Annotated in this window: 16 protein-coding genes; 11 read left to right on the forward strand and 5 right to left on the reverse strand. The window is 50.2% G+C overall.

Going from position 1 to position 23,254, the window contains the following annotated elements:
- Positions 1-199: 199 nt before the first annotated feature.
- The 9 genes from MKY48_RS00860 to MKY48_RS00900 all read left to right on the forward strand — a co-directional run bounded on the left by MKY48_RS00860 (position 200) and on the right by MKY48_RS00900 (position 15,704).
- A complete protein-coding gene (locus MKY48_RS00860; protein WP_076326148.1) occupies positions 200-1,108 on the forward strand; it encodes a sugar ABC transporter permease in 909 nt (302 codons plus the stop codon).
- Positions 1,109-1,207: 99 nt separating this feature from the next.
- A complete protein-coding gene (locus MKY48_RS00865) occupies positions 1,208-2,029 on the forward strand; it encodes a carbohydrate ABC transporter permease (protein WP_339269326.1) in 822 nt (273 codons plus the stop codon).
- Positions 2,030-2,159: 130 nt separating this feature from the next.
- On the forward strand, positions 2,160-3,521 hold the full coding sequence (locus tag MKY48_RS00870) for an extracellular solute-binding protein (RefSeq protein ID WP_339269328.1): 1,362 nt from the start codon (positions 2,160-2,162) through the stop codon (positions 3,519-3,521).
- A 116-nt stretch (positions 3,522-3,637) separates the two neighbouring features.
- Entirely contained in the window at positions 3,638-5,455 is a 1,818-nt protein-coding gene (locus MKY48_RS00875) for a sensor histidine kinase (protein WP_339273347.1), read from the forward strand.
- The gene (locus MKY48_RS00880) at positions 5,424-7,028 is read left to right on the forward strand and encodes a helix-turn-helix domain-containing protein (RefSeq protein ID WP_339273348.1); all 1,605 of its coding nucleotides are present in this window, start codon (positions 5,424-5,426) and stop codon (positions 7,026-7,028) included. The genes MKY48_RS00875 and MKY48_RS00880 overlap by 32 nt, the downstream gene beginning before the upstream one ends.
- Before the next feature lie 25 nt (positions 7,029-7,053).
- Positions 7,054-8,919 carry a DUF2264 domain-containing protein gene (locus tag MKY48_RS00885; RefSeq protein ID WP_339269330.1) on the forward strand — a complete coding sequence of 622 codons (1,866 nt, stop codon included), beginning with the start codon at positions 7,054-7,056 and terminating at the stop codon, positions 8,917-8,919.
- Between the two features lie 30 nt (positions 8,920-8,949).
- On the forward strand, positions 8,950-10,074 hold the full coding sequence (locus tag MKY48_RS00890; protein ID WP_339273350.1) for a glycoside hydrolase family 88 protein: 1,125 nt from the start codon (positions 8,950-8,952) through the stop codon (positions 10,072-10,074).
- 207 nt (positions 10,075-10,281) lie between these two features.
- The gene (locus tag MKY48_RS00895; RefSeq protein WP_339269331.1) at positions 10,282-11,331 is read left to right on the forward strand and encodes a peptidylprolyl isomerase; all 1,050 of its coding nucleotides are present in this window, start codon (positions 10,282-10,284) and stop codon (positions 11,329-11,331) included.
- Positions 11,332-11,369: 38 nt separating this feature from the next.
- The gene (locus MKY48_RS00900) at positions 11,370-15,704 is read left to right on the forward strand and encodes an S-layer homology domain-containing protein (RefSeq protein ID WP_339269332.1); all 4,335 of its coding nucleotides are present in this window, start codon (positions 11,370-11,372) and stop codon (positions 15,702-15,704) included.
- 122 nt (positions 15,705-15,826) lie between these two features.
- Here MKY48_RS00900 and MKY48_RS00905 read toward each other — a convergent pair whose 3' ends face one another.
- The 5 genes from MKY48_RS00905 to MKY48_RS00925 all read right to left on the reverse strand — a co-directional run bounded on the left by MKY48_RS00905 (position 15,827) and on the right by MKY48_RS00925 (position 20,651).
- Entirely contained in the window at positions 15,827-16,078 is a 252-nt protein-coding gene (locus MKY48_RS00905; protein ID WP_076326153.1) for an HPr family phosphocarrier protein, read from the reverse strand.
- 41 nt (positions 16,079-16,119) lie between these two features.
- Complete coding sequence (locus MKY48_RS00910) at positions 16,120-17,541, reverse strand: NAD-dependent malic enzyme (protein ID WP_339269335.1); 1,422 nt, start codon at positions 17,539-17,541, stop codon at positions 16,120-16,122.
- Positions 17,542-17,577: 36 nt separating this feature from the next.
- Positions 17,578-19,104 (reverse strand): tripartite tricarboxylate transporter permease, encoded by a 1,527-nt coding sequence (locus tag MKY48_RS00915; RefSeq protein WP_339269337.1) that lies wholly within the window; start codon positions 19,102-19,104, stop codon positions 17,578-17,580.
- A gap of 18 nt (positions 19,105-19,122) precedes the next feature.
- Positions 19,123-19,578 (reverse strand): tripartite tricarboxylate transporter TctB family protein, encoded by a 456-nt coding sequence (locus MKY48_RS00920; RefSeq protein WP_339269339.1) that lies wholly within the window; start codon positions 19,576-19,578, stop codon positions 19,123-19,125.
- A 65-nt stretch (positions 19,579-19,643) separates the two neighbouring features.
- Complete coding sequence (locus MKY48_RS00925; protein WP_339269341.1) at positions 19,644-20,651, reverse strand: tripartite tricarboxylate transporter substrate binding protein; 1,008 nt, start codon at positions 20,649-20,651, stop codon at positions 19,644-19,646.
- A 258-nt stretch (positions 20,652-20,909) separates the two neighbouring features.
- On the opposite strand from MKY48_RS00925, the gene MKY48_RS00930 reads away from it, so the two are divergent.
- Both MKY48_RS00930 and MKY48_RS00935 read left to right on the forward strand, forming a co-directional pair.
- On the forward strand, positions 20,910-22,520 hold the full coding sequence (locus MKY48_RS00930; protein WP_339269343.1) for a sensor histidine kinase: 1,611 nt from the start codon (positions 20,910-20,912) through the stop codon (positions 22,518-22,520).
- Positions 22,498-23,190: a response regulator gene (locus tag MKY48_RS00935; RefSeq protein WP_339269345.1), complete on the forward strand. Its 693-nt coding sequence runs from the start codon at positions 22,498-22,500 to the stop codon at positions 23,188-23,190. The genes MKY48_RS00930 and MKY48_RS00935 overlap by 23 nt, the downstream gene beginning before the upstream one ends.
- Positions 23,191-23,254 lie beyond the last annotated feature (64 nt).

Consider the following 23,254-nt stretch of genomic DNA (forward strand, 5'->3'; position numbering starts at 1 on the left):
GCCTGGCTCATCCTTTTTTGTTCCGCGCAAACGCGCAAAAAGTAAAATTCGTTCCAAAATGCACATTTCTCTTTCTTATAAGCGGCAGGCGACTTTTTTACAATGGAGGTATCCAGATTCTACGTTCAACAGCATCGGTCTCAAATAGAGATACAAGTGAAATGTGGTGCTAAGCAAAAATGCCCAGGAGGAGAGACGTATGAAACGAACAAACAAATCTGCCCATCTTAGCATGGCAGCGAAGGAGCAAATTGCCGGATATTTATTTGTTGCTCCTTTAATGCTTGGGCTGTTTATTTTGACATTAATCCCTGTCATTGGGTCTTTGCTGCTAAGTTTCACGAATTGGAACTTCGTAGCCGGGATGGGTGCAATCAAATTTGCAGGACTGAGTAATTTCGTCACCCTATTCAAGGACAGTGCTTTTATGCAAAGTTTGGTTAACAATCTGGTCTTCATTATTACCGTTCCTGTTACCATGATTTTGGCCTTGGTACTTTCGGTACTGATTGACCGGCAGGTCTATCTTAAGGGTGCCTTTAAGGTTATTTACTTTCTTCCCTATATTTCAAGCATTGTTGCTGTCGCCATGGTGTGGCAGGTTCTATTCCACCCATCTCTTGGCCCGGTGAATAAGTCGCTGATGTCCCTGGGTATAGATAATCCGCCGAAATGGCTTGCGGATATCGATTTTGCGCTGCCGTCCCTGATGATGATTCAGGTGTGGATCCTATTAGGGTACAACATCATCATCTATATTGCCGGATTACAGTCCATCCCAAGAGACCTGTATGAAGCTGCCGAGATTGATGGAGCGAATGCATGGGTGAAATTCCGCAGTATTACGCTGCCGTGCATATCGCCGACCACCTTTTTCTTATTAGTGACCGGGATCATCGGCACCTTCAAGATTTTTGATCTGATCCAAGTTCTAACACAGGGCGGACCGGCTAATTCGACAACCGTCATCGTATATGAATTATACGATACAGCCTTCAATCAGCTGAAGACAGGTTATGCCTCCAGTATGGCTTTGATCCTGTTCCTGATCTGTCTGCTGATCACGGGTGCACAGATGCTAGCTCAGAAGAAGTGGGTCAACTATTAGAGGTTGTTCAAAAAGTCATCCTTTGATCACGAAGCAGCACATGAAGCTTAATCGATATCGAATATTGAATTTAGCCGGGCATGAGAGGAGAGGTATCCCATGAAATTAAATATATCCAAATTGATTTGGACGATCGTTATGGCCTTCATCGGTATTCTGTTTATTCTTCCGTTTGTATGGATGTTGTCAACCTCCTTTAAACCGGAGATGGATGTGTTCAAATTTCCGATTGAATGGATTCCGAAAAATTGGAATGCCGTAGAGAACTACCAGACGGTATGGAGCGGACAGTTCGTACGTTATTATTGGAACTCCATTTATATCACGATCGCTACGACCGTCATTAATGTGTTTGTATGCGCACTTGCAGCCTATGGCTTCTCCAAGCTGCGTTTTCGCGGCAGAGATGCCATGTTTGTGCTTGTTCTGGCTTTGTACATGGTTCCGCCGCAGGCTTCGCTGGTACCGCAGTTCTTATTGTTCAATTGGATGAATCTGATTGATACTCATGCGGGTCTGATCCTGTTGAACAGCTTCAGTATTATTGGGGCATTCATGTTGAAACAATTTTTCATGGGCGTAAACAATGAATATATCGAGTCCGGCAAAATGGATGGGGCGGGTCACTTCCGAACCTTCTGGCAGATTGCTCTTCCGCTTATCCGTCCGGGTGTCGCTACTTATGCGATTCTCCGGTTCATCTGGACATGGAACGACTATCAGTATCCATTAATTTTCTTGAAGTCCAAAGATCTGTTTACGATCCAGCTCGGCATCCGACTCTTTGGGGACCAATACGGGGATGTATATTCCCTCATGATGGCTGGCGCCGTATCGGCCATATTGCCTCTGCTTATCATTTTTGCGATTGGTCAGAAGCAGGTTATCGAGGGCATTTCGCTTGGCGGAGTCAAGGGCTGATAAAAAGTCAAAATAGTTTGGCTTCCGTAAAAATAGGGAACTACGCTAAAAGATCGATCATGATAGGATGATTTTGTAAGCACTTACTTCTATGAATAACGGGAAGCAGTTACTTTCGAGGAGGGTCAATATGAAAATCAAGAGATTATCGGCGATGTTGTTGAGCTTATCCTTTGCGCTTGTTGTTTCGGCTTGCGGAGGTGGAGGCAGCACGACGTCTGATTCGGCCGCTCAAGGCAGCGCGGACGCAGGCAAGGAAGCAGCACCTGATCAAATTGTGTTGAAACTAAGCACGTGGCAGACAGATGCAAAAGCGCAATGGAGCAAGATTATACCCGAGTTTGAGAAGAAGCATCCAAACATCAAGGTGGAGCTAGATCTCCTGAACGAGAAGGGCGATTCGCTGGCATCCATGCAAAAACTGGACCTGATGGCCGCTTCAAATGACCGGTTGGATATCGTCGAGCTTCCTTATACGAATTATTCGCAGCGGGCAGACATCGGACTTTTTGAACCGCTCGAGAGCTACATAGAACAAGATGGCTACCAATACGATGATGAATACTTGGTGGATACCAGAGTCAACGGCAAAATTTACGCACTGCCATCCTCCATGCAGCGCTGGTTCGTCATTATGAACAAAGCGATGTTGGAGGAAGCGGGTCTGCCGATCCCAACGGACTGGACGTGGAAAGAGTTTGAGGGTTACGCGAAGAAGCTGACCAAGGGGGACGGTGTCGAGAAACGATATGGCGCTTACCTGCACAATTGGCCGGATTACTTCCAGCTGCAATTGATGAGCAAGCCGTCTGATAATACGTTTCTTAAAGGCGATGGAACATCCAATGCCAAGGACCCACTGCTGAAAGCTAATCTGGAAATGATGAAGCGAATGATGTATGAGGATAAGAGTGCGAACCCGTACGAAGATATTATTTCGCAAAAGCTGGCTTACCGTAATCAATATTTCAACGGGCTTGCTGCTATGCTCCCTATGGGCGATTGGATGGTGGCGGAGTCTGGGGGAACGGACGCCATTCCGGCTACCTTCGAAACCGTATTTGCACCTCTGCCTAAACTGGAAGGGGAAAGCAAACATTACTCCCCGGTACAACCGACATATATGGCAGTGGCAGCAAAATCCGAAAATAAGGAGGCCGCTTATCAATTCGTCAGATGGTATACGTCCGAAGGTCTCGAAATCGGGGGAAGAGTATTCTCCGGCTGGGCCAAGTCGGATACGGATAAGCTGATCGATACAATTGTAGGCTCCTCGAAAGATCCATCGAAGATCGATGTGGAGTCACTGAAATATACGATTAATAACACGGTGCCAGGATCAGCTCCCGTGCCTGTAAAATATGCCGAGGAAGCAAAGAATGTTGTGATTCCAGAAGCAGAGCTGTATATTCTGAATAAGCATGATCTGGACAAAACGATCGACAGCATCGATCAGAAGATTACCGAGGTTGTGAATAGTAATAAAAATTAGGCTGAGTTCGCAAGAACGTGATATGCCTAATGCATTAACAGGATACGAGGATGGTTAAGGGGAAAACTCAGGTTTTCCCTATTCCAATTCATTAAGATTTGAGGACTGCATCTGTGATGATTCCCAAATTTTCATTGCGAAAAAAATTAATCTGGTCAGCACTGTTATGTTTTCTGCTCCCCCTGGGCGGAATATATTGGGTTACCAATTATTTAACCAAGGATCTTCTGCTGGATAGGGCCATTGTGAGCTCTGAGGATGCACTAAAAGCGGTTCAATCCGATGTGAATAGCGTTCTGGATCAAACATTGGAGCTGTCCAACATGGTGCTGACGAACTCGGAGATCAGACAGCAAATTATGTCCAGGCAGAAGCAGGGCACGCAGGAATACAAGAATGAGATCCTTGTAAACTACAGCCGCTTGATCCGGCTGCTCGATGAGCTCTTTAGGCAGCATGATGATTATTATGTCACCATCCTTGGAAAGAACGATTTTACATATACCAATTATTCTCACAACGACTTTAATCCAGCCATTTTATACAAGCAGCCGTGGTTTGCGGAGCTAAACCAAATTCCCTCGTTCTCAACCTATTGGGTGGGATTGCAGGACAATTATTTTCATACTGCCGATAAGGATGGTTCTTATCTGGTTACGATCGGGCGACCGATAAGAACCTCCTCCAATAGCATCATCGGTTATGTCATCATCAGCGTGAATGAACGTAAAATCCGCAACCATCTTCAGAGCGGCTCTAATTCAGACCAGGATATGATGCTGTTGGATGAGGAGGGCGTGGTCATCTCTCACTCCGATCCGTCCCTAATCGGAAGCAGAATGACCTGGTGGAATCAGGATGAACGTGCAAGAACGATTGAAATGGACGGCCAGGAATATGTATACGCCGAGCAGTCCATTCGCCCGAATACTTGGAATCTGGTCAGCTTAATCCCATTATCATCGGCCGTCTCCAAGTATAAACAGATTTTATTAATCAGTTTTGGGCTGCAGGTGCTTTTCTTTACCTTATTCTGTATCCTTTTGATGGTGTTGATTTCGGCCTTTACGAAGCCGATGAGGGAACTGAGCGGCTTCATAACCCGCATTGGCCGGGGACAGCTGGATATCCGCTCGGGGATACGCGGCAACAATGAGGTGACTCAGCTTGCACGGACGATTGATCATATGCTGGACAGGATCGAATCCAATATTGAGCAAATTACCGTGGAACAGGCCAAGAAGCGAAAGGCCGAGCTGGAGATGCTGCAGGCTCAGATCAACCCGCACTTTATGTTTAATCTTCTGAATTCCATCCGGCTTAACATACTGATCAAAGGGGATAAAGAGAACGCCGAATTGATTGCTTCCTTGTCTTCCCTGCTGCGAATGACGATTAACCGCGATAATGAATTTATTCCACTTCATGAAGAGGTGCAGACGGTTCATCACTATATCCGGCTCATGAATTTCCGGCATGCCAACCAGGTGAGACTAGAGGTGAATTACGAGGCAGGCTGCGAGCAAGCGTTAGTTCCGCGCTTCATGATTCAACCAATAATTGAAAACGCTATTATTCATGGCTATGAGCAGTTTGCCGGGGTCATCTTCATTGAGGCGGTCCATATCACTGAAAAAGGAGCTAACGACATCAGCATCACGGTCCGTGACAACGGGATCGGTATGAGTGAGGCTGCGCTTCAAGAGCTGCGTGCCAATGTGGACTCGGTTCAGGGAGCAGCAGCACCTGCCAAAAAGGGATTTTCCGGCATTGGTGTCAAGAATGTATTTCAGCGCCTTCGTCTGATCTACGGAACGAACGCCCAACTGGAGATTCACAGTGAGCAGGACATTGGAACAAACATCACGTTAAAGTTTCCATTCGAGGTGGAGAGAGGTGAGCATGGTGTTGACAGCGATTCTGGTGGACGATGATTATCCTGTTGTACGCTATTTGTCACAAAGCATTGCGTGGAGAGAGCTGGGTGTTGAATTGATCGGTTGTTACTCGAACGGCTTGGAGGCTTGGGAGGATGCACAGCTTAAGCAGCCTGACATTATTATTACGGATATCGGAATGCCCAAGATGAATGGCCTGGAGATGCTTGAAAAGTTCAACTCAGTGAATCCCTTGTTTCGAGCTGTCATTTTATCCTGTCATAACGAGTTCCATTATGCGCAACAAGCTATGAAGCTGAAAGTGAGTGATTATATTCTAAAAGAGAGTTTGGATGTAGAGCAGCTGCAGCAGCTGCTGCATAACATCGCCGTTGATCTGAGCAAGGAGAAGCACAAAGCGGCAGAAGTGATGATGTATATGCAGAAGGAATCGCTCAATCGGTCCGCGCTAAAAGATCAATTGCTGAAGGATACCCTGTACCAGTTATCCTGGACAAAGGAAGCATGGATTAAGCATGCCCGGTTAAATGGTGTCGACCTTCAGGCCAGATATTACTTGCCTTTCGTTGTCTCTATCGACCGCATGCCCGAAGTTTCAAAGACCCGCAAAATGAACGATTATACGATTGCATTCGCGGTCGAAAATGTGCTGCAGGAAGTGCTCGATTCAATGCACCGCAGCGTTATTTTTCATTACAGCAACAAAGAACTGGTTGTTTTCATCTGTTGCGAGGACCCTGTTAAGGAACAGCAGATACTCTACTATTCCCTGCAGCGGGCGATAACGGCCATGAAACAATATTTGAAAATATCAGTTACCTGCCTATTGGGACGGGAAGCCGCAGCACCTGAAGAGCTTCGGCTTATATTAATGCCCATGCTCAAGGAATGGAGCCATCGCTTCTATCTGGAGGAATCCAGCATCTGCCGGTACGAGAAGGCGTCCTTCACCAGCGGAGATATGTATGGAGAGTATGCCGTATTCTTCTCGCGGATCAATGACATGCTGGCCTTGAATCGGCCTGAGCACGTAGAGGAGATTGTAAAGGAATGGGCGGCATGGGTGGAGACAAACCGGTTCCCTCCTGCAGATGTGAAAGAATGGGTGCTGCAGCTGCTCATGGATTTACAGATGAAAACGAAAGTGACATTACAGGTTCAGGACAGCATAACCGAAGAGAAGCTGTATGACGCGATCAACGATATTCATTCCATGGAGCATCTGCGGAGCTGGATCATGGCATATCTGACGGAGCTCTCCCGCAGATTAAGCGTATTATCCATCCGCTCTAAGCGTTCTGAGATCATCCAGGCACAGAAATATGTGATTCAGCACGTGACCGAGAAATTGACGCTTGAAGAGATGGCGGGTTATTTAAATTTGAACTCAAGCTATTTCAGCCGCTTGTTTAAACGTGAAACGAACCAGAATTTTATCGAATATGTCAATATGGTCAAACTCCAGAAGGCGAAGCAGCTGCTTCAACAGTCTAATAAGACTGTCGAGGAGATATCGGACTATCTGGGTTATGCCAACAAGAGCTATTTTATCAAATTGTTCAAACGGGAAATAGGCATGACGCCGAGCGAGTTTACGTCTTGGAGTTAATAATCGATAGGAGGAGAGTGAGATCATGGAACAGATACAAGGATCGCTACAAGGCCTTCCACTTCGCACCAAAGCTGATCTGCAGAAGGCCGTCCTGGACACGCTGGAGCCTTTGAAGCAGCGATTCACATCGGGATATGCTGGACTAACGCTTGGATCTACAGCAGCCCTATATAGTGACGCCATTGCACTTATGGAGGCTTTTGCCAGGCCCTTATGGGGATTAATTCCTCATGCCAGTGGAGGCGGCGAATCGGATTTATGGCCCCTGTATCTGAAAGGCATCGTGAATGGTACGGACCCGAAGCATGCCGAATATTGGGGAGAGTTTACGACACAGGATCAGCGTATGGTCGAGCAGGCGGTATTCGGATTTGGACTGGCGCTTGCTCCGCATAAGCTGTGGGAGCCATTGCAGGAGCAGGAGAAGCAGCAGTTGTACCGGTGGCTCAATCAGATCAATCTCGTGGATCATTCCAATCCGAACAATTGGCTGATGTTTACGGTGCTTGTAAATATGGGCTTCAAGAAGGTGGGCATGCCTTACAATCAAGCCATTATGGATGAGTATCTCGATATGATCGATACTTACTATTTAGGCGATGGATGGTATTCGGACGGCAAGACAGATCAGCGGGATTATTATATTCCGTTTGGGATGCACTTCTATACGCTGATCTACGCGAAGCTGATGGAGCAGGATGATCCTGAGCGTGCACGGATTTATAGGGAGCGGGCGAAGACGTTTGCCGAGCAATTCATTTATTGGTTCGCCGAGGATGGAAGCAGTCTGCCCTTTGGTCGAAGCCAAACCTATCGCTTCGCGCAGGTCTCCTTCTGGTGCGCGCTCGTATACGCTGGCGTGGAGCCCTTCTCCCTTGGCGTAATCAAAGGAATCATTATGAGGCATTTGCGGTGGTGGTTCGCCCAGCCTATCTTTACGTCAGATGGCTTGCTAAGTATCGGATACGCGTACCCCAATTTGATCATGGGGGAGAGCTACAATGCGCCGGGATCACCATACTGGGCGTTTAAGTCATTTCTCATATTGGATTTGCCGGATGATCATCCGTTCTGGATGGTGGAAGAGGAACCCCTGCCAAGCTTGAAATCAGTGTCAGCCCAGCCTCATGCCAGAATGTTGATTTGCAAACCGGAGGATGATGGACATATAACAGCCCTGGCTTCCGGTCAGATGGCTAACTTTGATATGGCGCACAGTGCAGCCAAATATGCAAAATTCGCCTATTCTACGCGATTTGGTTTCAGTGTTCCCAAAGGGTATTATGGCCTCGGACAGGGGGCTTACGATTCGATGCTTGCTCTAAGCGAATGCGATGAGCATTATCGTGTACGCCGCTTTTGCGAGGAGTTCCGCATCGAAGAACAGCATGTTTACTCCAGATGGCTTCCTTGGCATGATGTCGAAGTGCGGACATGGCTGGTTCCTGCCGGACTGTGGCATGTACGGATTCACCATATTCGTTCCAACCGCTGTCTGACTGCGGCTGAGGGCGGATTTGCCGTGGGAAGGATGACGAATTTTGCCCTCAGCGAGACCGAAGCGGTCAAAGCGGAACCTGAGCGGGTGGCTGCGATGATGCCGGGCGGAATCAGTGGAATCGTCAATGTGCAAGGATACGGCGGTGCGGTCATGGTTTACCCGGAAGCCAATACCAACCTGCTTAAGCCAAGAACAATGATTCCAACGCTAACCGTCCAGCTGGAGCCGGGCGAACATGTTTTGATATCAGCCGTATACGGAGCTTCAAACCGCGAGGAGAATCGGAGGCGCTACGACCTCCCTCCGATTGTAGAGTACACACTCGAAGGAAACATCGTGGTTACGGATGCCGAGAACGGAAGCGTCCTTTTTCGTTTGGACATATAGCACAAGAACAGGAGCAAGAGGAGGATGAACATGTGGAAGGGTGCAATTGAAGATGCCATTCAGAAAATCAAGCAAAACATTAGGAAGCATCCGGGGAAATTGCCGCACATTATCGAGGGCCAGCGATACGAGTGGGGCGATAATAACGACTGGATCGAAGGATTCTATGTAGGGATGATGTGGCTTGCATACGAGTATGGGCACGATCCCTACTATAAGGAGGCGGCCGAGTCTTATTTGACCAATTTCAAAGATCGGCTGGATCGGCACGTGGCATTGGATCATCATGACATCGGCTTTCTATATTCACTGTCTGCGGTAGCGCAGTGGCGTGTAACGGAGAGCGAAACTGCTCGTATGACGGCACTCCAGGCGGCGGACACCTTGCTGGCACGGTGGCGCCCCCAAATGGAAATCATACAGGCATGGGGGGCAGCGAATGATCCGGAGAACGGGGGACGGATCATCATCGATTGTCTGCTGAATCTCCCGTTATTATTTTGGGCTCATGAGCAGACAGGGGAAACAAAGTATTATGATGTTGCCATGAAGCATGCCTTGCAGAGCCAGAAATTTCTGGTGCGTGGGGACGGGTCCTCCTACCATACGTTCTATTTTGACGTTAACAATGGAAATGCGCTTCGGGGCGGTACGCATCAAGGGTACCAAGACGGATCGACCTGGACACGGGGTCAGGCTTGGGGGATATACGGTTTTGCACTGGCTTACAGATATACGAAGCATGAGGCATTTTTGGATACGGCCAAGCGTCTTGCCCGATATTTTATCGAACGTTTGGCTGAGGATGGGGTTGTCTATTGGGACTTCGATGTGCCAATTGATGAGGGCACACCGCGCGACAGCTCCGCATCGGCTGTCGCAGCGTGCGGATTGCTAGAACTTTTGGAACTTATGGAAGACCGTGATCCGGACAGGATGCTGTTCGAGAGTGCCTTGAACCGCAGCATGAGCGCATTGGTGGAGCATTATTCAACGATGGACCTGCCCGATGCGGAGGGGCTGTTGAAGCACGGATCCTATCATGTCAGGGGGGACCGGGCACCGGATGATTATATGATCTGGGGAGATTATTTTTATTTGGAGGCGCTGGTCCGGCTTGAACAAGGAATTAAAGGCTATTGGTACGAATCTTAAAGCGAGATATGTAACGGGTATAGACCTCTGTCGGCGATCTGCTGGCAGAGGTTTTTTGTGTATCTGACGAACGGGACGAGGCAGCGGAATCAAAGAGGTAAAAATCGTGTGGCATCCGTCAAATTTGTTCATTATATCTGTTTTTTAACTTTCCTATAATAAGGTTGATCTAAAATGTAAGTGCTTACAAAAGAACGGAGGGAGATTATGTTTGGGAAAAGGCCTATAGCCCGCACGTTAATACTCCTATTGTTTAGCCTTGTTGTGGGAACCGCGATTATTGCCGTTGTCCTAAACATGGAGATGCGGGCTTCAGCGGATGAAGTCGTTCTCACCATTGATGATGAGCCCGTTACGGTTCAGGAGTTCCAATTTTTTTTACGGCAAAATAAAGCATGGACTACTAGCTACTTCAAGCAGAAACACAATGCCGATTATAATGAAGACTTTTGGACTTCTGCTTATAAGGGAGAAACACCGCTTGATTATGCCAGGCAAAAAACGGTGCAGGATGTAACACGCATAAAAACCGAACAGAGCCTGATGAAGCAGCACGGGATCATCCAGGATGTATCCTATGCGTCCTTCTTAAGGCATCTGGCAGCGGAGAATGAAACCAGGCAACAGAAAATTCGGGAAGGGCAGCCGATATATGGTCCTCAGCAGTATGGTGCCGATTCGTTTTACTCCTATACGCAGAGCATGAATTATCAAAGATTAATCGATACGTTGGTTAAGCAAACAAGGAATTCGCTTGGCGATAAGGAGCTGAAGGCCCTTTATGAAGAGGTCAAACCCGAATATTTTCATCTGGGGCATGCGTTCGTTTATGAAAAAGTAACGGCCTCAGGCACGGAGTCCTCCCGTACCCTAAATACCCTTCAGGAGCTTGTACTCTCTGAGAAGTTTAGTGTCGAGGAAGCTATCGCAAGGTTGAGCCCCTCAGGCGTTGAGGTGCAGAAAGACACGCTGGATATAGACACCAAATCCAAAGACGATGATGCAGCGCGTTATCTACACGATGTGCTGACGTCTACTCAGCCGGGTGAGTTTACCGCTATTCAACAAGATGCGGAAGGCTCTATGATGTTCAGGCTTCTCGATACCAGGGATAAAGGCTATGCGCCGTATGAGCAGGTTAAAGCTTCCCTGGTTCAACTATACATTCAGAAGCAGCTGGAACAGCAGGTAAGTCAGAAGTTACACAATGCTAACATTCGGATCAACGAGGAGGTGCTGAGGTCGATTTCGTTCTAATTCTGATAACCAAAAGATTGTGTCAGGAGGATGATGTAATGAATCATGGGAAAAGAAACAGCAAGCGAAGGTTGCTCACCGTTTGTCTTAGCATGATATTGGCGGTTTCCCTGGGAATTCCCGATCTGCACGGGAATCGGGTAAGTGCGGCTGAATCCTTGGAGGCAGCGGCTTCTGCCCGAGCTGCATCGGGAACGGTCTACTATGTCAGCGCGGACGGGGATGATGCCAATGATGGAAAGTCAGAGAGCCAGTCCTGGAGAACGCTCGAGAAAGTGAATAACATGAGCTATGCGCCCGGTGATCGAATTTTATTTAAAGCCGGGGATGTGTGGAATGGATCACTCAAGCTTCGGGGAATATCCGGTACGGCGGATGCACCGATCGTATTCAGCAGTTATGGCAATATTAAGGGGCTTGGCCGACCGGTTATTAACGGGAATGGCACAACCACCACCGAGAGATCTGCGATTATAGAGAACTACAAGGGCGTTACGGATAAGACGATGTCGGCCACCATCGATGTAGTGGACGGCAGCTATCTGGAGTTCTCCAATTTTGAGCTGACCAACTACCATCCGGATATCATCTCGCAACGAGCGGGCATCAATATCCGCACAGCCTCTACCACGGTATCGGAATGGGAAGCGAATCCTCACATGGGGATTGTCGTCAAGAATAATTATATTCATGACGTGAACGGCAATCCAAAGGGCTGGAAAATCGGAAGTGGCGGAATCCTGATTCTCGGTAATATTACGGACGTTCTCGTTGAGGGCAACATCGTGAAGCGGGTGGATATTGAAGGGATACGTAACGCCGGACTTTATAAAGAAGGCGATATTAAAGCCAATTTCCCAAGAGTCTTCAAAGATATTATTTTCAGAAACAATTATGTAGAAGAAGTCCAGGGCGATGGCTTTGTGATGAGCAACGTCGGCGAGAATGGCCGAATGGAATATAACACCGTAGTCAAACACTCAGCCAAAGACGTGGGGAATGTCAACTACGCGGGACTTTGGGTCATCGCTGTCAAGGATATGGTCATGCAGTATAACGAAGTGTACGGCGGGGTGTACGGGTATAACGACGGCCAGGCCTTTGACGTGGACATGTTCTCGGAAGGAGCGCTATACCAGTACAACTACAGTCACAGCAATCGCGGGGGCTTTATGCTCTTTATGGACGGTTCAACGAATTCCGTGGCCCGGTACAATATCAGCGTGAATGACGGAGACGGCAGATATCTGCTGCATTATTTGCCGAAACAGGCACAGTATGCACCTCTAATTCATAACAATACATTTTTTACAGACGAGAATATCTCCACCAAAATCTTTAACACTTCGGGCAAGTATGCACGGCTCTATAACAACATCTTCTATTCCAAGGCAGATACGCCTATGGGTGCCATCTCCTTCTCCGGCGGGGAGATCAAGAACAATATTTTCTATCCGGGAACGGGGATTAAGGGTACTGCATTCCCGGGTGCAGTCGTAGAGGACAATATCTTTGAAAGCCCGAAGCTCGCCAGACCGGGTGAAGAACCGAAAGATATCATTCAGGCAGATGCGAGCCTCTTCGATGCGGAGAAGCTAAATGGTTATAAGCTGTTATCGGATTCGCCTGCCATTAATGCAGGACTGGATGTGAGCGTACACACCCCTTCGGTATGGGGCAAGGCAGATAAAGACTTTTACGATAATCCCCTGACTGACGGTAAAGCGGATATCGGTGCGCATGAATATTCGGGTGATGCACCAGCTAATCGGGTACCTGAAGTACTGCCCATGGCGATGAAACTGAATCAGGACAAGCTGGACTTGTATGCCCAGCAGGCGGGCCAAACGTTAGCAGTTGAATTCACACCCAAGGACGCATGGTTCAAGGGGATAAAGTGGTCCAGCAGCAATCCGCGAGTCGCGGCAGTAGATGCGAAGGGTTTCATCACTCCACTGAGCCCGGGGAAAGCGAGCATCAGGGCCGAAAGCACGTTCAATACTGCCATTTATGCGGAGACGCAGGTTACGGTTCATCCGCCATCCATGCTGAAGTCGTATCAAGTCGGGGCAGATCAAGCGGAGATATCGGAGTCTCATCCTTCCGTACAGCTTCGAGTCGACGGCGTGACAGAGGAAGGCATTACTCTGAAACATGCGCCTTATTACAAAGTTCAATTCAGGACGGACCAGGATCGGGTCACCTTGGATCAGGAAACCGGAATTCTAACGGCAAATGGTGATGTCTCCGGTATGGATGCGATAGAAGTCACGGCTGATGTCGAAGAATACAGCGACATTCAGTATTCACAGAGTTTTGAAGCGGGCTGGGGAGACTTCGTGTCGGAGACCGGAACGCCAATTGAGACAGGGGTCATCTCTGATCAAGTAGCGTATCAAGGAGAACGAAGCGCCTTATTTGTAAAAGGGAATGGCAGCAATGCGATACAGAAGCTGTTCGGATCACCGCAGCAAGGCATTGTTACCATGATGTTGTATGACGATGGCTCCAAATCGGGGAATACCCGAGTTGTTGCCCATGTCGGAAACGCAAGAAGCCAGCTGCTTGCCGGTATGGGCGTGCTGTATGATGGGAACCCGAACTATGGTTCCCAGGACTATTATTCCGTGAGGGCAAGCGGTGTTTCAACGGCTTGGGAAAAAACGAGCATTAAGCGTAGTAAAGGCTGGCATGAACTGAAATGGGACTATACCTCGGGAACCGAATTAAACATGTACATCGATGGTCATCTGGTGAAAACGACAAACGTGATCACCCATTTCGACCGGATTGTGCTTGGCTTCCTGTGGGACAGCGCGAACGGCCGTACCTTTGCCTTTGACAATATCAAGTATGCTTCGACGGATGACAAGGTGACGAAACCGGCTGAGAAACTCACGCTGTCTGTACATCAGAAAGTGGATAGAGCTGCCTTGAACCAGGCGATTACCGTCGCCCAAAGCGTATATGATCCGGCCGTGGAAGGAACTGAGCCCGGACAATATCCAGCAGGTTCGAAACTCCAGTTATTCGATGCCATCGAAGCTGCTGAGGCAGTGCTTAACCAAGCAAATGCGCTGCAGGATGAAATCGACGCTGCCGTCACTGTACTTCAAGCGGCTGTGGCAGCATTCCAGTCCTTAGTGATCGTGGACCCGGGAGCTCCAGTGGATAAAAGTCGTTTAAACGAAGCGATTACCGTGGCCAAATCGGTGTACGCCGAGGCTGTGGAGGGAGTAGAGCCTGGACAATATCCGCCGGAGGCCATGCTGCTGTTCCATCATGCGATTCAGGCGGCAGAAGACGTGATGATGAATGAGGATGTGACGCAAGCGGACGTCCAGGCGGCCATCAGCGCCATAGACGGGGCCCTTGCAGAGTTTAAAGGGAGCATGATTCCAGGAAGTAAAGTCCCTTCTTGGTTAGGAGGCATACTCACAGCGGAAAATGTCTCTGCCACCAGTATTCATCTTCATTGGTCAGGTGAGGTTCAGGCAGATCAAGTTGAAGGCTATACAATTTCTCGGAATGGGGTCGAATTAGCCAATGTAACCGGGTCAGTATACCGTTATCATGTCACAGGGCTAAGTCCTGACAGCATATACAGCTTCAAGGTTGAAGCAGGCAGTAAGGATAAGTGGAGCCATGACGGGCCAAGTATTACCGTCAGAACAGCCGCACTCGTAACGGAGCCTGGCGGCGGTTCATCGGATGGAGGGACATCGTCAATCACCCCATCCCCAACCGTTCCGAAGACCGGGAACCCGGAGGAGGAGTCCAAGGAAGCTGAAGAAGATAATAAGGGAGAGGTTGAGAAACCGAGCCCTCCGAAGCTGGAGGTGCATCTTCAGGATATTGATAAACACTGGGCTTCAAAGGCGATTGAGAAGGCCGTTGAGCTTGGTTGGGTACAGGGATATAAAGATCATACCTTCCGTCCCAACGCCAAGATTACACGTGCCGAGTTTGCAGTGTTGTTAGGAAGGGCGCTGGGATTGGGCCAGGGCCAGCAGGGGACAATAAGCTTCGAAGATGCGGACGGGATTCCTGCTTGGGCGAAAGCATTTGTTACAGGGGTTGTTAAAGCCGGAATCATGAATGGTTATGAGGATCAGACCTTCAGGCCGGCCCAAGAGCTGACCCGGCTGGAGATGACTGTCATGATCGCCAGAGCAAAGAAGCTTCCATTAGACCCTCAAGCGAAAATTTCCTTTGCCGATGCAGATCAAATCCCTGCGTGGGCTCAGCCTTACGTAGCAGCAGCTGTTGAAGCGAAACTGATCCAAGGCAGAGGCCAGGGGGTGTTCGCTCCACAGGCTCATGCTACCCGCGCTGAATCTGTCAGTTTGATTGTTGCAATCCTCGGTGAGTAAGCCATAGCCGAGCGAACATGCAAAGAGCAAGAGAGTACGGTTCCTGTTAGGACCGTGCACTCCTGCTCTTTTTCTTCGGACTCATATCGTACGGCCTAAGCTCGATTTCGGTTGCTCGACTCTTAGGGAGCCTCTTTCAGCTGCAGCTGCAGATGGTGCTTGGCGAATACTTCCCGCATGGCAGCTTTCGCCTCCATTTGGTCCGGACCATAAACGTAGAGAAGGTATGTTTGGTTGCGGTACAGTGTCATGCTTAGACCCAGTATGCTTTTTGCGTCGATATATTGATCCGGCCCAAGGACGAGTACGATGCTTGATGAGAAATCATTCGCCCTCATATTAATGTCCACGATGGCTCGTATGCTGCTCCCCATTCCTGAACCCTCCCCGTTTCATGGAATCGTAATCGTCATCTTTAGCGGTATTCCCTTGGAATACGGCGCGCGACCCCGGTTCGGATGGCTGCCTGGATGACAAGGTCCCGGATGCCGTTGACGACTTGCTGGTTGAATACGCTCGGGATGATGTAATGCCGGCTCCGTTCCTTGTCCGTGACCGTCGAAGCGATCGCTTCGGCTGCGGCGAGTTTCATCTCCTCATTGATGGCGGAGGCTCTGCAGTCCAGGGCGCCGCGGAAAATACCGGGAAAACATAACACGTTGTTAATCTGGTTCGGATAATCCGATCTTCCCGTTGCAATGACGCCCGCGATATCCTCGGCCTCCTCCGGCAGAATCTCCGGGATCGGATTGGCCATCGCGAAGACGATAGGATGCTCTGCCATCGCCTGAACATCCTCTCTCTTCAGGATTCCGCCGGCAGACAAACCAATAAACACGTCGGCGCCATGGATGACGTCTTGAAGTGATCCGGAACGCCGTTCGGGGTTGGTGTTGCTGGCGTACCATTGCCACATGGGATGGTCATACGTCTGATCGGCGGTCAGCGAGCCGAGGCGATCGACGCCGATGATGTTCTTCACGCCAGCCGACATCAGGATCTTGCTGCAGGCAACGCCCGCGGCGCCAATGCCGCAGACGACAACCTTCAGATTCTCCACGGATTTACCGACGACCTTCAGCGCATTGATCAAGGCTGCATACAAGACGACAGCCGTTCCGTGCTGGTCGTCATGGAACACCGGGATGTCCAATTCCTCGCGCAGGCGCTGCTCAATCTCAAAGCATCGCGGCGAGGAGATATCCTCCAGATTGATACCGCCAAACGCGGGAGCGATCGCTTTGATCGCCGTAATGATGCCCTCGGTATCCTGCGTATCCAGGCAGATCGGGAAGGAGTCTACGTCCGCCAGCTGCTTGAAGAGCATCGACTTGCCTTCCATCACCGGCATGGCCGCATAAGGGCCGATATTGCCAAGTCCCAGGACGGCGCTGCCATCGGAGATAACGGCCACGGTGTTACGTTTGACGGTGAGCGTAAAGGCTTTACGCGGTTCTTCGTGGATCGCCATGCATACGCGAGCAACATCCGGCGTATACACGCGGGAGAGGTCGTCGCGGTTCTGGATCGGCGCTTTCAGCTTGGTTTCAATCTTTCCTCCAAGATGTAGCAGGAAGGTGCGATCAGATAGATGCAGCAGCTGAACGCCGGACATGCTGCGAATGCGCTCGGCAATAATGTCGATGTCGATAGTGTCGATCACGGTGATGGTGACGTCGCGAATCGTGGTATGCTTGCTCGTCTGAATGACGTCAATGGCCACGATGTCGCCGCCAGCCTCAAAGATGGCGGCCGTTACTTGACCGAAGCTGGCTTCTTCCGTATTCATTTCAATTCTAGCGATGACACTTTTCCCGCCTAGTTTGCTGGTATTCATGACTGCCTCCTTGAGCTATCGATATACGTATGATGGTTAGCCTTCTTCGTTCACGACAACTTCCTTGCCTCTTCGCTTGAGCAGAATCGGAACGACAATCCAGAGCAGGGCGATGATGAGAAATGCCAGTGACATCGGCTTCTGCAGGAAGATCATAAAGTCGCCGTTGGACGTGGTCAGCGCCCGGCGCATATTGTTCTCGATCATGGGACCCAGCACGAGTCCGAGCACCAGTGGCGCGAGCGGAAAGTCATTGCGGGCCAGCAGGAAGCCGGCAATGCCGCAGATGAGCAGCAGGACCAGGTCGAAGATCTGCGCTTGCACGGCGTAAACGCCGAAGATGGAGATGGCAATGATGATTGGAATGAGATATTTGGCCGGGATCTGGATGACCTTGGCAAATACTTTGACCAGCGGCATGTTCAGTATGAGCAGAAGCAGGTTGCCGATGAGCATACTCGCAATCAGTCCCCACGCAACTTGAGGATGCTCCTCGAACAGCAGCGGGCCTGGCTGGATGTTGTACATGATGAGCGCCCCCATCAGGATGGCCGTTGTCCCGGAACCGGGAATACCCAGCGTCAGCAACGGGATCATGGCGCCTCCGGAAGCCGCGTTGTTAGCCGACTCGGGAGCAGCAACGCCAGCGATGTTGCCTTTGCCGAAGGATTCTGGATGCTTGCTGACCTTTTTCTCAACGATATAACTGAAGAAGGAAGCAAGCGTTGCGCCGGCGCCCGGCAAAATACCGATAAAGAAGCCGAGGATCGAGCCTCGGGCAATCGGTCCCGCGCTATCCTTCAGGTCTTTACGTGTCGGCAGGATGCGACCGATCTTGGAAGTTGGACCTGCTGCGTAGTCTCTCTCCAAGATGGATTTAAACACTTCGCCAAGGGCAAACAAACCGACGGCGATCGTTAGAAATTCCAGTCCGGAGTACAGGATAGGGATATCAAAGGTGAACCGGGCAACGCCGGATACGGTATCCATGCCGATGGTAGCGAGCAGCAGACCGAATACGGTCATGATGAGTGCCTTGGTGATCGATTTGCCTGCAAGCCCGCTTACTGCACAGAGTCCCAGCAGCATGAGCGAGAAATAATCGGCCGGGCCGAATTTAATCGCTACATTGGATAAAGGCTCCGCCAGCGCGATCAATGCCACAAGCGCGAAGAGCCCGGCTGCGAAAGAGCCGATCGCAGCGATGGACAAGGCCGGGCCTGCTCTGCCTTGCTTCGCCATCTGGTAGCCGTCCAGCGTCGTCACGACAGACGAGGACTCTCCGGGCGTATTGAGCAGGATCGAAGTTGTAGATCCGCCATACATGGCTCCATAATAGACGCCTGCAAGCAGAATGATTGAACTGGTTGCTGCCGCTTCCGCCGGCAAGCCGCTAGTCATGGAGGCGGTGACGGGAATCAGAAGCGCGACGCCGCTCATCGGACCGATGCCGGGCAGTACGCCGACCGAAGTGCCGATCAGCACGCCTATAAAGGCGAAGAGCAGATTATGCCACTGCAAGGCGGTCATAAAGCCATCCGCCAAATAATCCAGAACGTTCATAGTAGATTCCTCCCATGCTCATGATAGCCAAGACGGGAAGCCCGGCATGGAGCCTTCCAGCAAGACAACAAAGATGACGTACACGCCGCCGGAGAACAGTGCGGAGATTAGAATGGATTTCAGCCACTTGCCTCGTTCCAGCGTCTGAAACGCAAACAGGAGGAACAGGAAGGTGCCGATGATATATCCGATGAATTCCAGGAAATAGGCATAGAGAAAGGCTGCCGCAAAAATCATGAAGAAGCGTTTATAGTCCAGCCTCTCCACATGGTTCTCCGTCGGCTTGGCTTTCAGGGCTTCATAAAACAAACGAATGCTCAGTAGCACAAGCGCTAACCCAAGACCGAACGGGAATATGTTAGGGCCGACGGTGCTCCCGTATGCGGATGCGCTGATCTTGGCGCTCTGCCACATAAAGCCGACGCCAAGGAGCAGAAATACGATACTGGCATAGCGGTCAAACGTTCTGTTCAAAGTTGACACCTCCTCAAGGATGAAAAGGGAGAGGGGAGCTGCACTGTTCCCTCAAATTCCAAGGCTTACTTCTGCATGCCTAGCGCTGTGAGCAGCTCCTGCACGTCTTGCTCCTGTTCTTCAAGGAATGCCTTGAAGTCAGCGGCGTTTCGGTATTCGCTTGCCCAGTCGTTGGCAACCAGCTCTTTTTGCCACACTTCGTTCTCGGAGAGCCCCTTCAGCGTTTTGTCCCAGAAGGCCAGCTGCTCTTCCGACAGTTCCTTCGGACCGAATACACCACGCCAGATGGTGAATTCGGCATCCAGACCCAGCTCCTTCAGAGTCGGTACATCTGCAAAGTCTCCGCCCAGGCGTTCGCTTGAGGTAACGGCCAGGATTTTGATCTTGCCTGCTTTCAGGTAGCTCCCGAGCGAAGAAATGTCCGTGCCGATCGCGTCGGCATTGTTGCCGAGGAGGGCCGCGATGGCCTCGCCGCCGCCATCATAGGATAAATACTTCACGGTTCTCGGATCCACACCGGATTTGAATGCAGGCAGAACGCTGATCAAGTGGTCCATCGAACCCGGAGCGGAACCACCCGCAAGTGTGACGGAAGTCGGATCGGCTTTGATCGCGTCGACCAGCGATTGCAGGTCGGTGAATTTGGAGTTTGCCGGTACGGCAATCGCTCCGAAGTCTTTGGTCATCTGGGCGAGCGGCGTCACGTCCTTGTAGCCGAACGGGCTGTTCCCTTCTTTTTTCAAGTTGTTGATGAGGATTGGCGGAGAGCTGACGAACAGCTTGTAGGGATCTTTGTTGTCTTTTGCCACGTATTCTGCGAGAAACACGGTCCCGCCGCCGCCGGGCTTGTTCTCAACCGTCATGGTTTGTTCGATGAGCTTTGTTTCCGTAAGTACTTTGGTGAGGGAACGTGCGGTTTTGTCCCATCCACCGCCGGCGCCAGAAGGCGCGGTCACGATAAATGGTTTTTTCGGATATTCGCCGGCGCTGCTTCCGGTGCTGTTGCAGGCTGTCAGGCTCATGGCCAGGACAAGTGCAGCGGTTATGATTTTTATGCCGTTTCGTTTAAGCATGGATAAGTTCCTCCTTATCGTTGTGCGAGAGTTCGCAATACTTGTAAGCGCTTACCTGATTGAAGTTCCTTCATATTATCATCGAGCGTCTGGCTTGAACAGAATTGCGACATAAGTTGAAAAAACATCATTTCGCTAATTTTGTTCATAAAATTTACGACCGATTTTTTCCAGAGACTATTGTCACATGTGTGATCTAGAATACAATAGGAAAATCAGAGCTGCGCTTATGGCGACAATGTGTATGGAGGAATATGAATGCGTTTACAGACGAGATTGATTCTGCTTATAGGCACCCTGTTGTTCGCCGTCATTGTCGCCCTCACCTTCAGTTTTGAGCGGTTGCTCATCACAACGCTGGAGAAGAGTATCGGCGCTTCGGCATTAAAGCTGGCGAAGGCCGTGGCGGAAATGGACGTTATTCAGAATGCGTTCGAGGAAGAGAACCCGTCAGCCATCATTCAGCCTGTGGTAGAGGAAATTCGGTTGGAGACGGATGCGGAATATATCGTCATCGGTAACCGTGAAGGAATTCGGTATGCGCATCCTCTCGCCGATCGGATCGGCAAAGAGATGGTCGGTGGCGACAACGGCCCGGTATTGAAGGGCATGAGCATCATATCGAAGGCGATTGGCTCCATGGGACCCTCGCTCCGGGGGAAGACGCCGATCTACAATGATAAGAACGAAATTATTGGTATCGTATCGGTTGGCATTCTAATGAAAGATATCGAGATATCAGCACAATCGTACCGAAATCGTGTCCTGTTCTTTGCAGGAATTTCGTTAATCCTGGGATGCGGCGGCGCTATATGGATATCGTCCAGTGTCAAGCGATCCATTCACGGGCTGGAGCCCAAGGAAATCGGTTTATTGTATCAAGAGAAACGCGCGATTCTGGAAACGATTCATGAAGGCATTATTGCCGTCAATCGAGAGGGCATCGTAACCTTGGCCAATCATACAGCCATGATGCTGATCGATCCAAAGGAGCGTAGGGTGATCACCGGGCAGTATGTTCAGGATGTCATCCCGGGCACCAGGCTGCTGGAGGTGATGCAGTCCGGGGTAGCAGAGAAGGATCAAGAGATGGTCATTAACGATCACGCGGTTGTGGTCAACCGGCTGCCTATCTATGATCATGAGCATCGGATTGTGGGGGCGGTCTCCAGTTTTCGGAACAAATCCGAGCTGCTGCGCCTGACCGAAGAGCTTACGCAGGTGAAGAGGTATACGGAAGCGCTGCGCGCGCAGACGCATGAATATTCCAATAAGCTGTATACGATTTACGGACTGATTCAGCTGGAATCGTATCAGGAGGCCATGGATCTGATTACGCATGAGACGGATGTGCATCAGAACCTGATACAATTCCTGCTGCAGGAAATTCCCGATCCGATCATTGGCGGCATTCTCATTGGAAAGTTCAATCGAGGAAGCGAGTTAAAGGTGAAGGTTGAGATTGACCGGAGCAGTTCTTTTAAAGACATTCCCGGTCATATTAGCCGAAACCAGCTAGTTGCCATTATTGGAAATTTGATCGACAACGCCATGGAGGCGGCATTGGGGTCCAAACCGGAGAACAGATGGGTAAGCGTAAAGTTACATGACAAGGGCAATCAATTAATGATCGAAGTATCCGACAGCGGGTCCGGTATAGCCGAGGCTGGAACGGATCGTCTGTTTGAGCGGGGCTATTCCACCAAGGGGGAACGCAATCGAGGATTTGGCCTATCGATCGTCAACGGGACAGTACAGCAATTACACGGTACGATTGTGTGCCATAACTCGCCTGCGGGCGGTGCGGTGTTTACGGTCAAGATTCCAAAAACAGGGGGGAATATCCATGATACGGGTCGTAATCATTGAAGATGATGTGCGCATTGCCAGCATTAATCAACGGTTCGTAGAGAAGGTAGAGGGCTTTGAGGTCGTCGGCATTGCAACGGATCGGGTCCAGGCGCATGAGCAGCTGGATATTCTGGCGCCTGATCTGGTGCTGCTGGATTTGTATTTTCCCGATATGTCGGGATTGGATCTGCTGCAGCATATACAGCGGGGATACCCGAATACCGATGTTATTATCATAACGGCAGCCAAGGAATTCGATACGGTGCGGGAGGCGATTCGCGGCGGAGTGTACGATTTTATGATCAAGCCGGTGGTCTTCGACCGTTTCCAGGAGAAGCTGAAAGCCTACCGGAAATATTACGAGCAGATGAAGCAGCTCGGCGGAGCAAATAAGCAGATTGATCAACAGGGCATCGACCAGCTGTTATGGCGTGCCGGTGAACGGATGGAGAGGGAAGCGTATTTTCCAAAAGGCATCGATAAATTGACGAGCGAGAAAATCCTGTCCTACATCGAGGAGTCCGAGGACGTGTGGACCGCGGAGGAGCTTGGAAAACGTGGCGGCTTCAGCCGAACGACGGCCAGAAGATACCTGGAGTACTTCGTGGAGAAGGGCGTCCTCGTGGCGGATATTTCATATGGCACGGTAGGCAGGCCGGAACGGGTATACCGGAAAGCGGAGGATTAGATAACCGGATGCGAGACTGGGATATTCCGCCTAGACTTGCAGCTGCATATCGCTTGGATCCTTT

The sequence above is a fragment of the Paenibacillus sp. FSL W8-0187 genome (assembly GCF_037969755.1).
Classification (GTDB): Bacteria; Bacillota; Bacilli; order Paenibacillales; family Paenibacillaceae; genus Paenibacillus_AQ.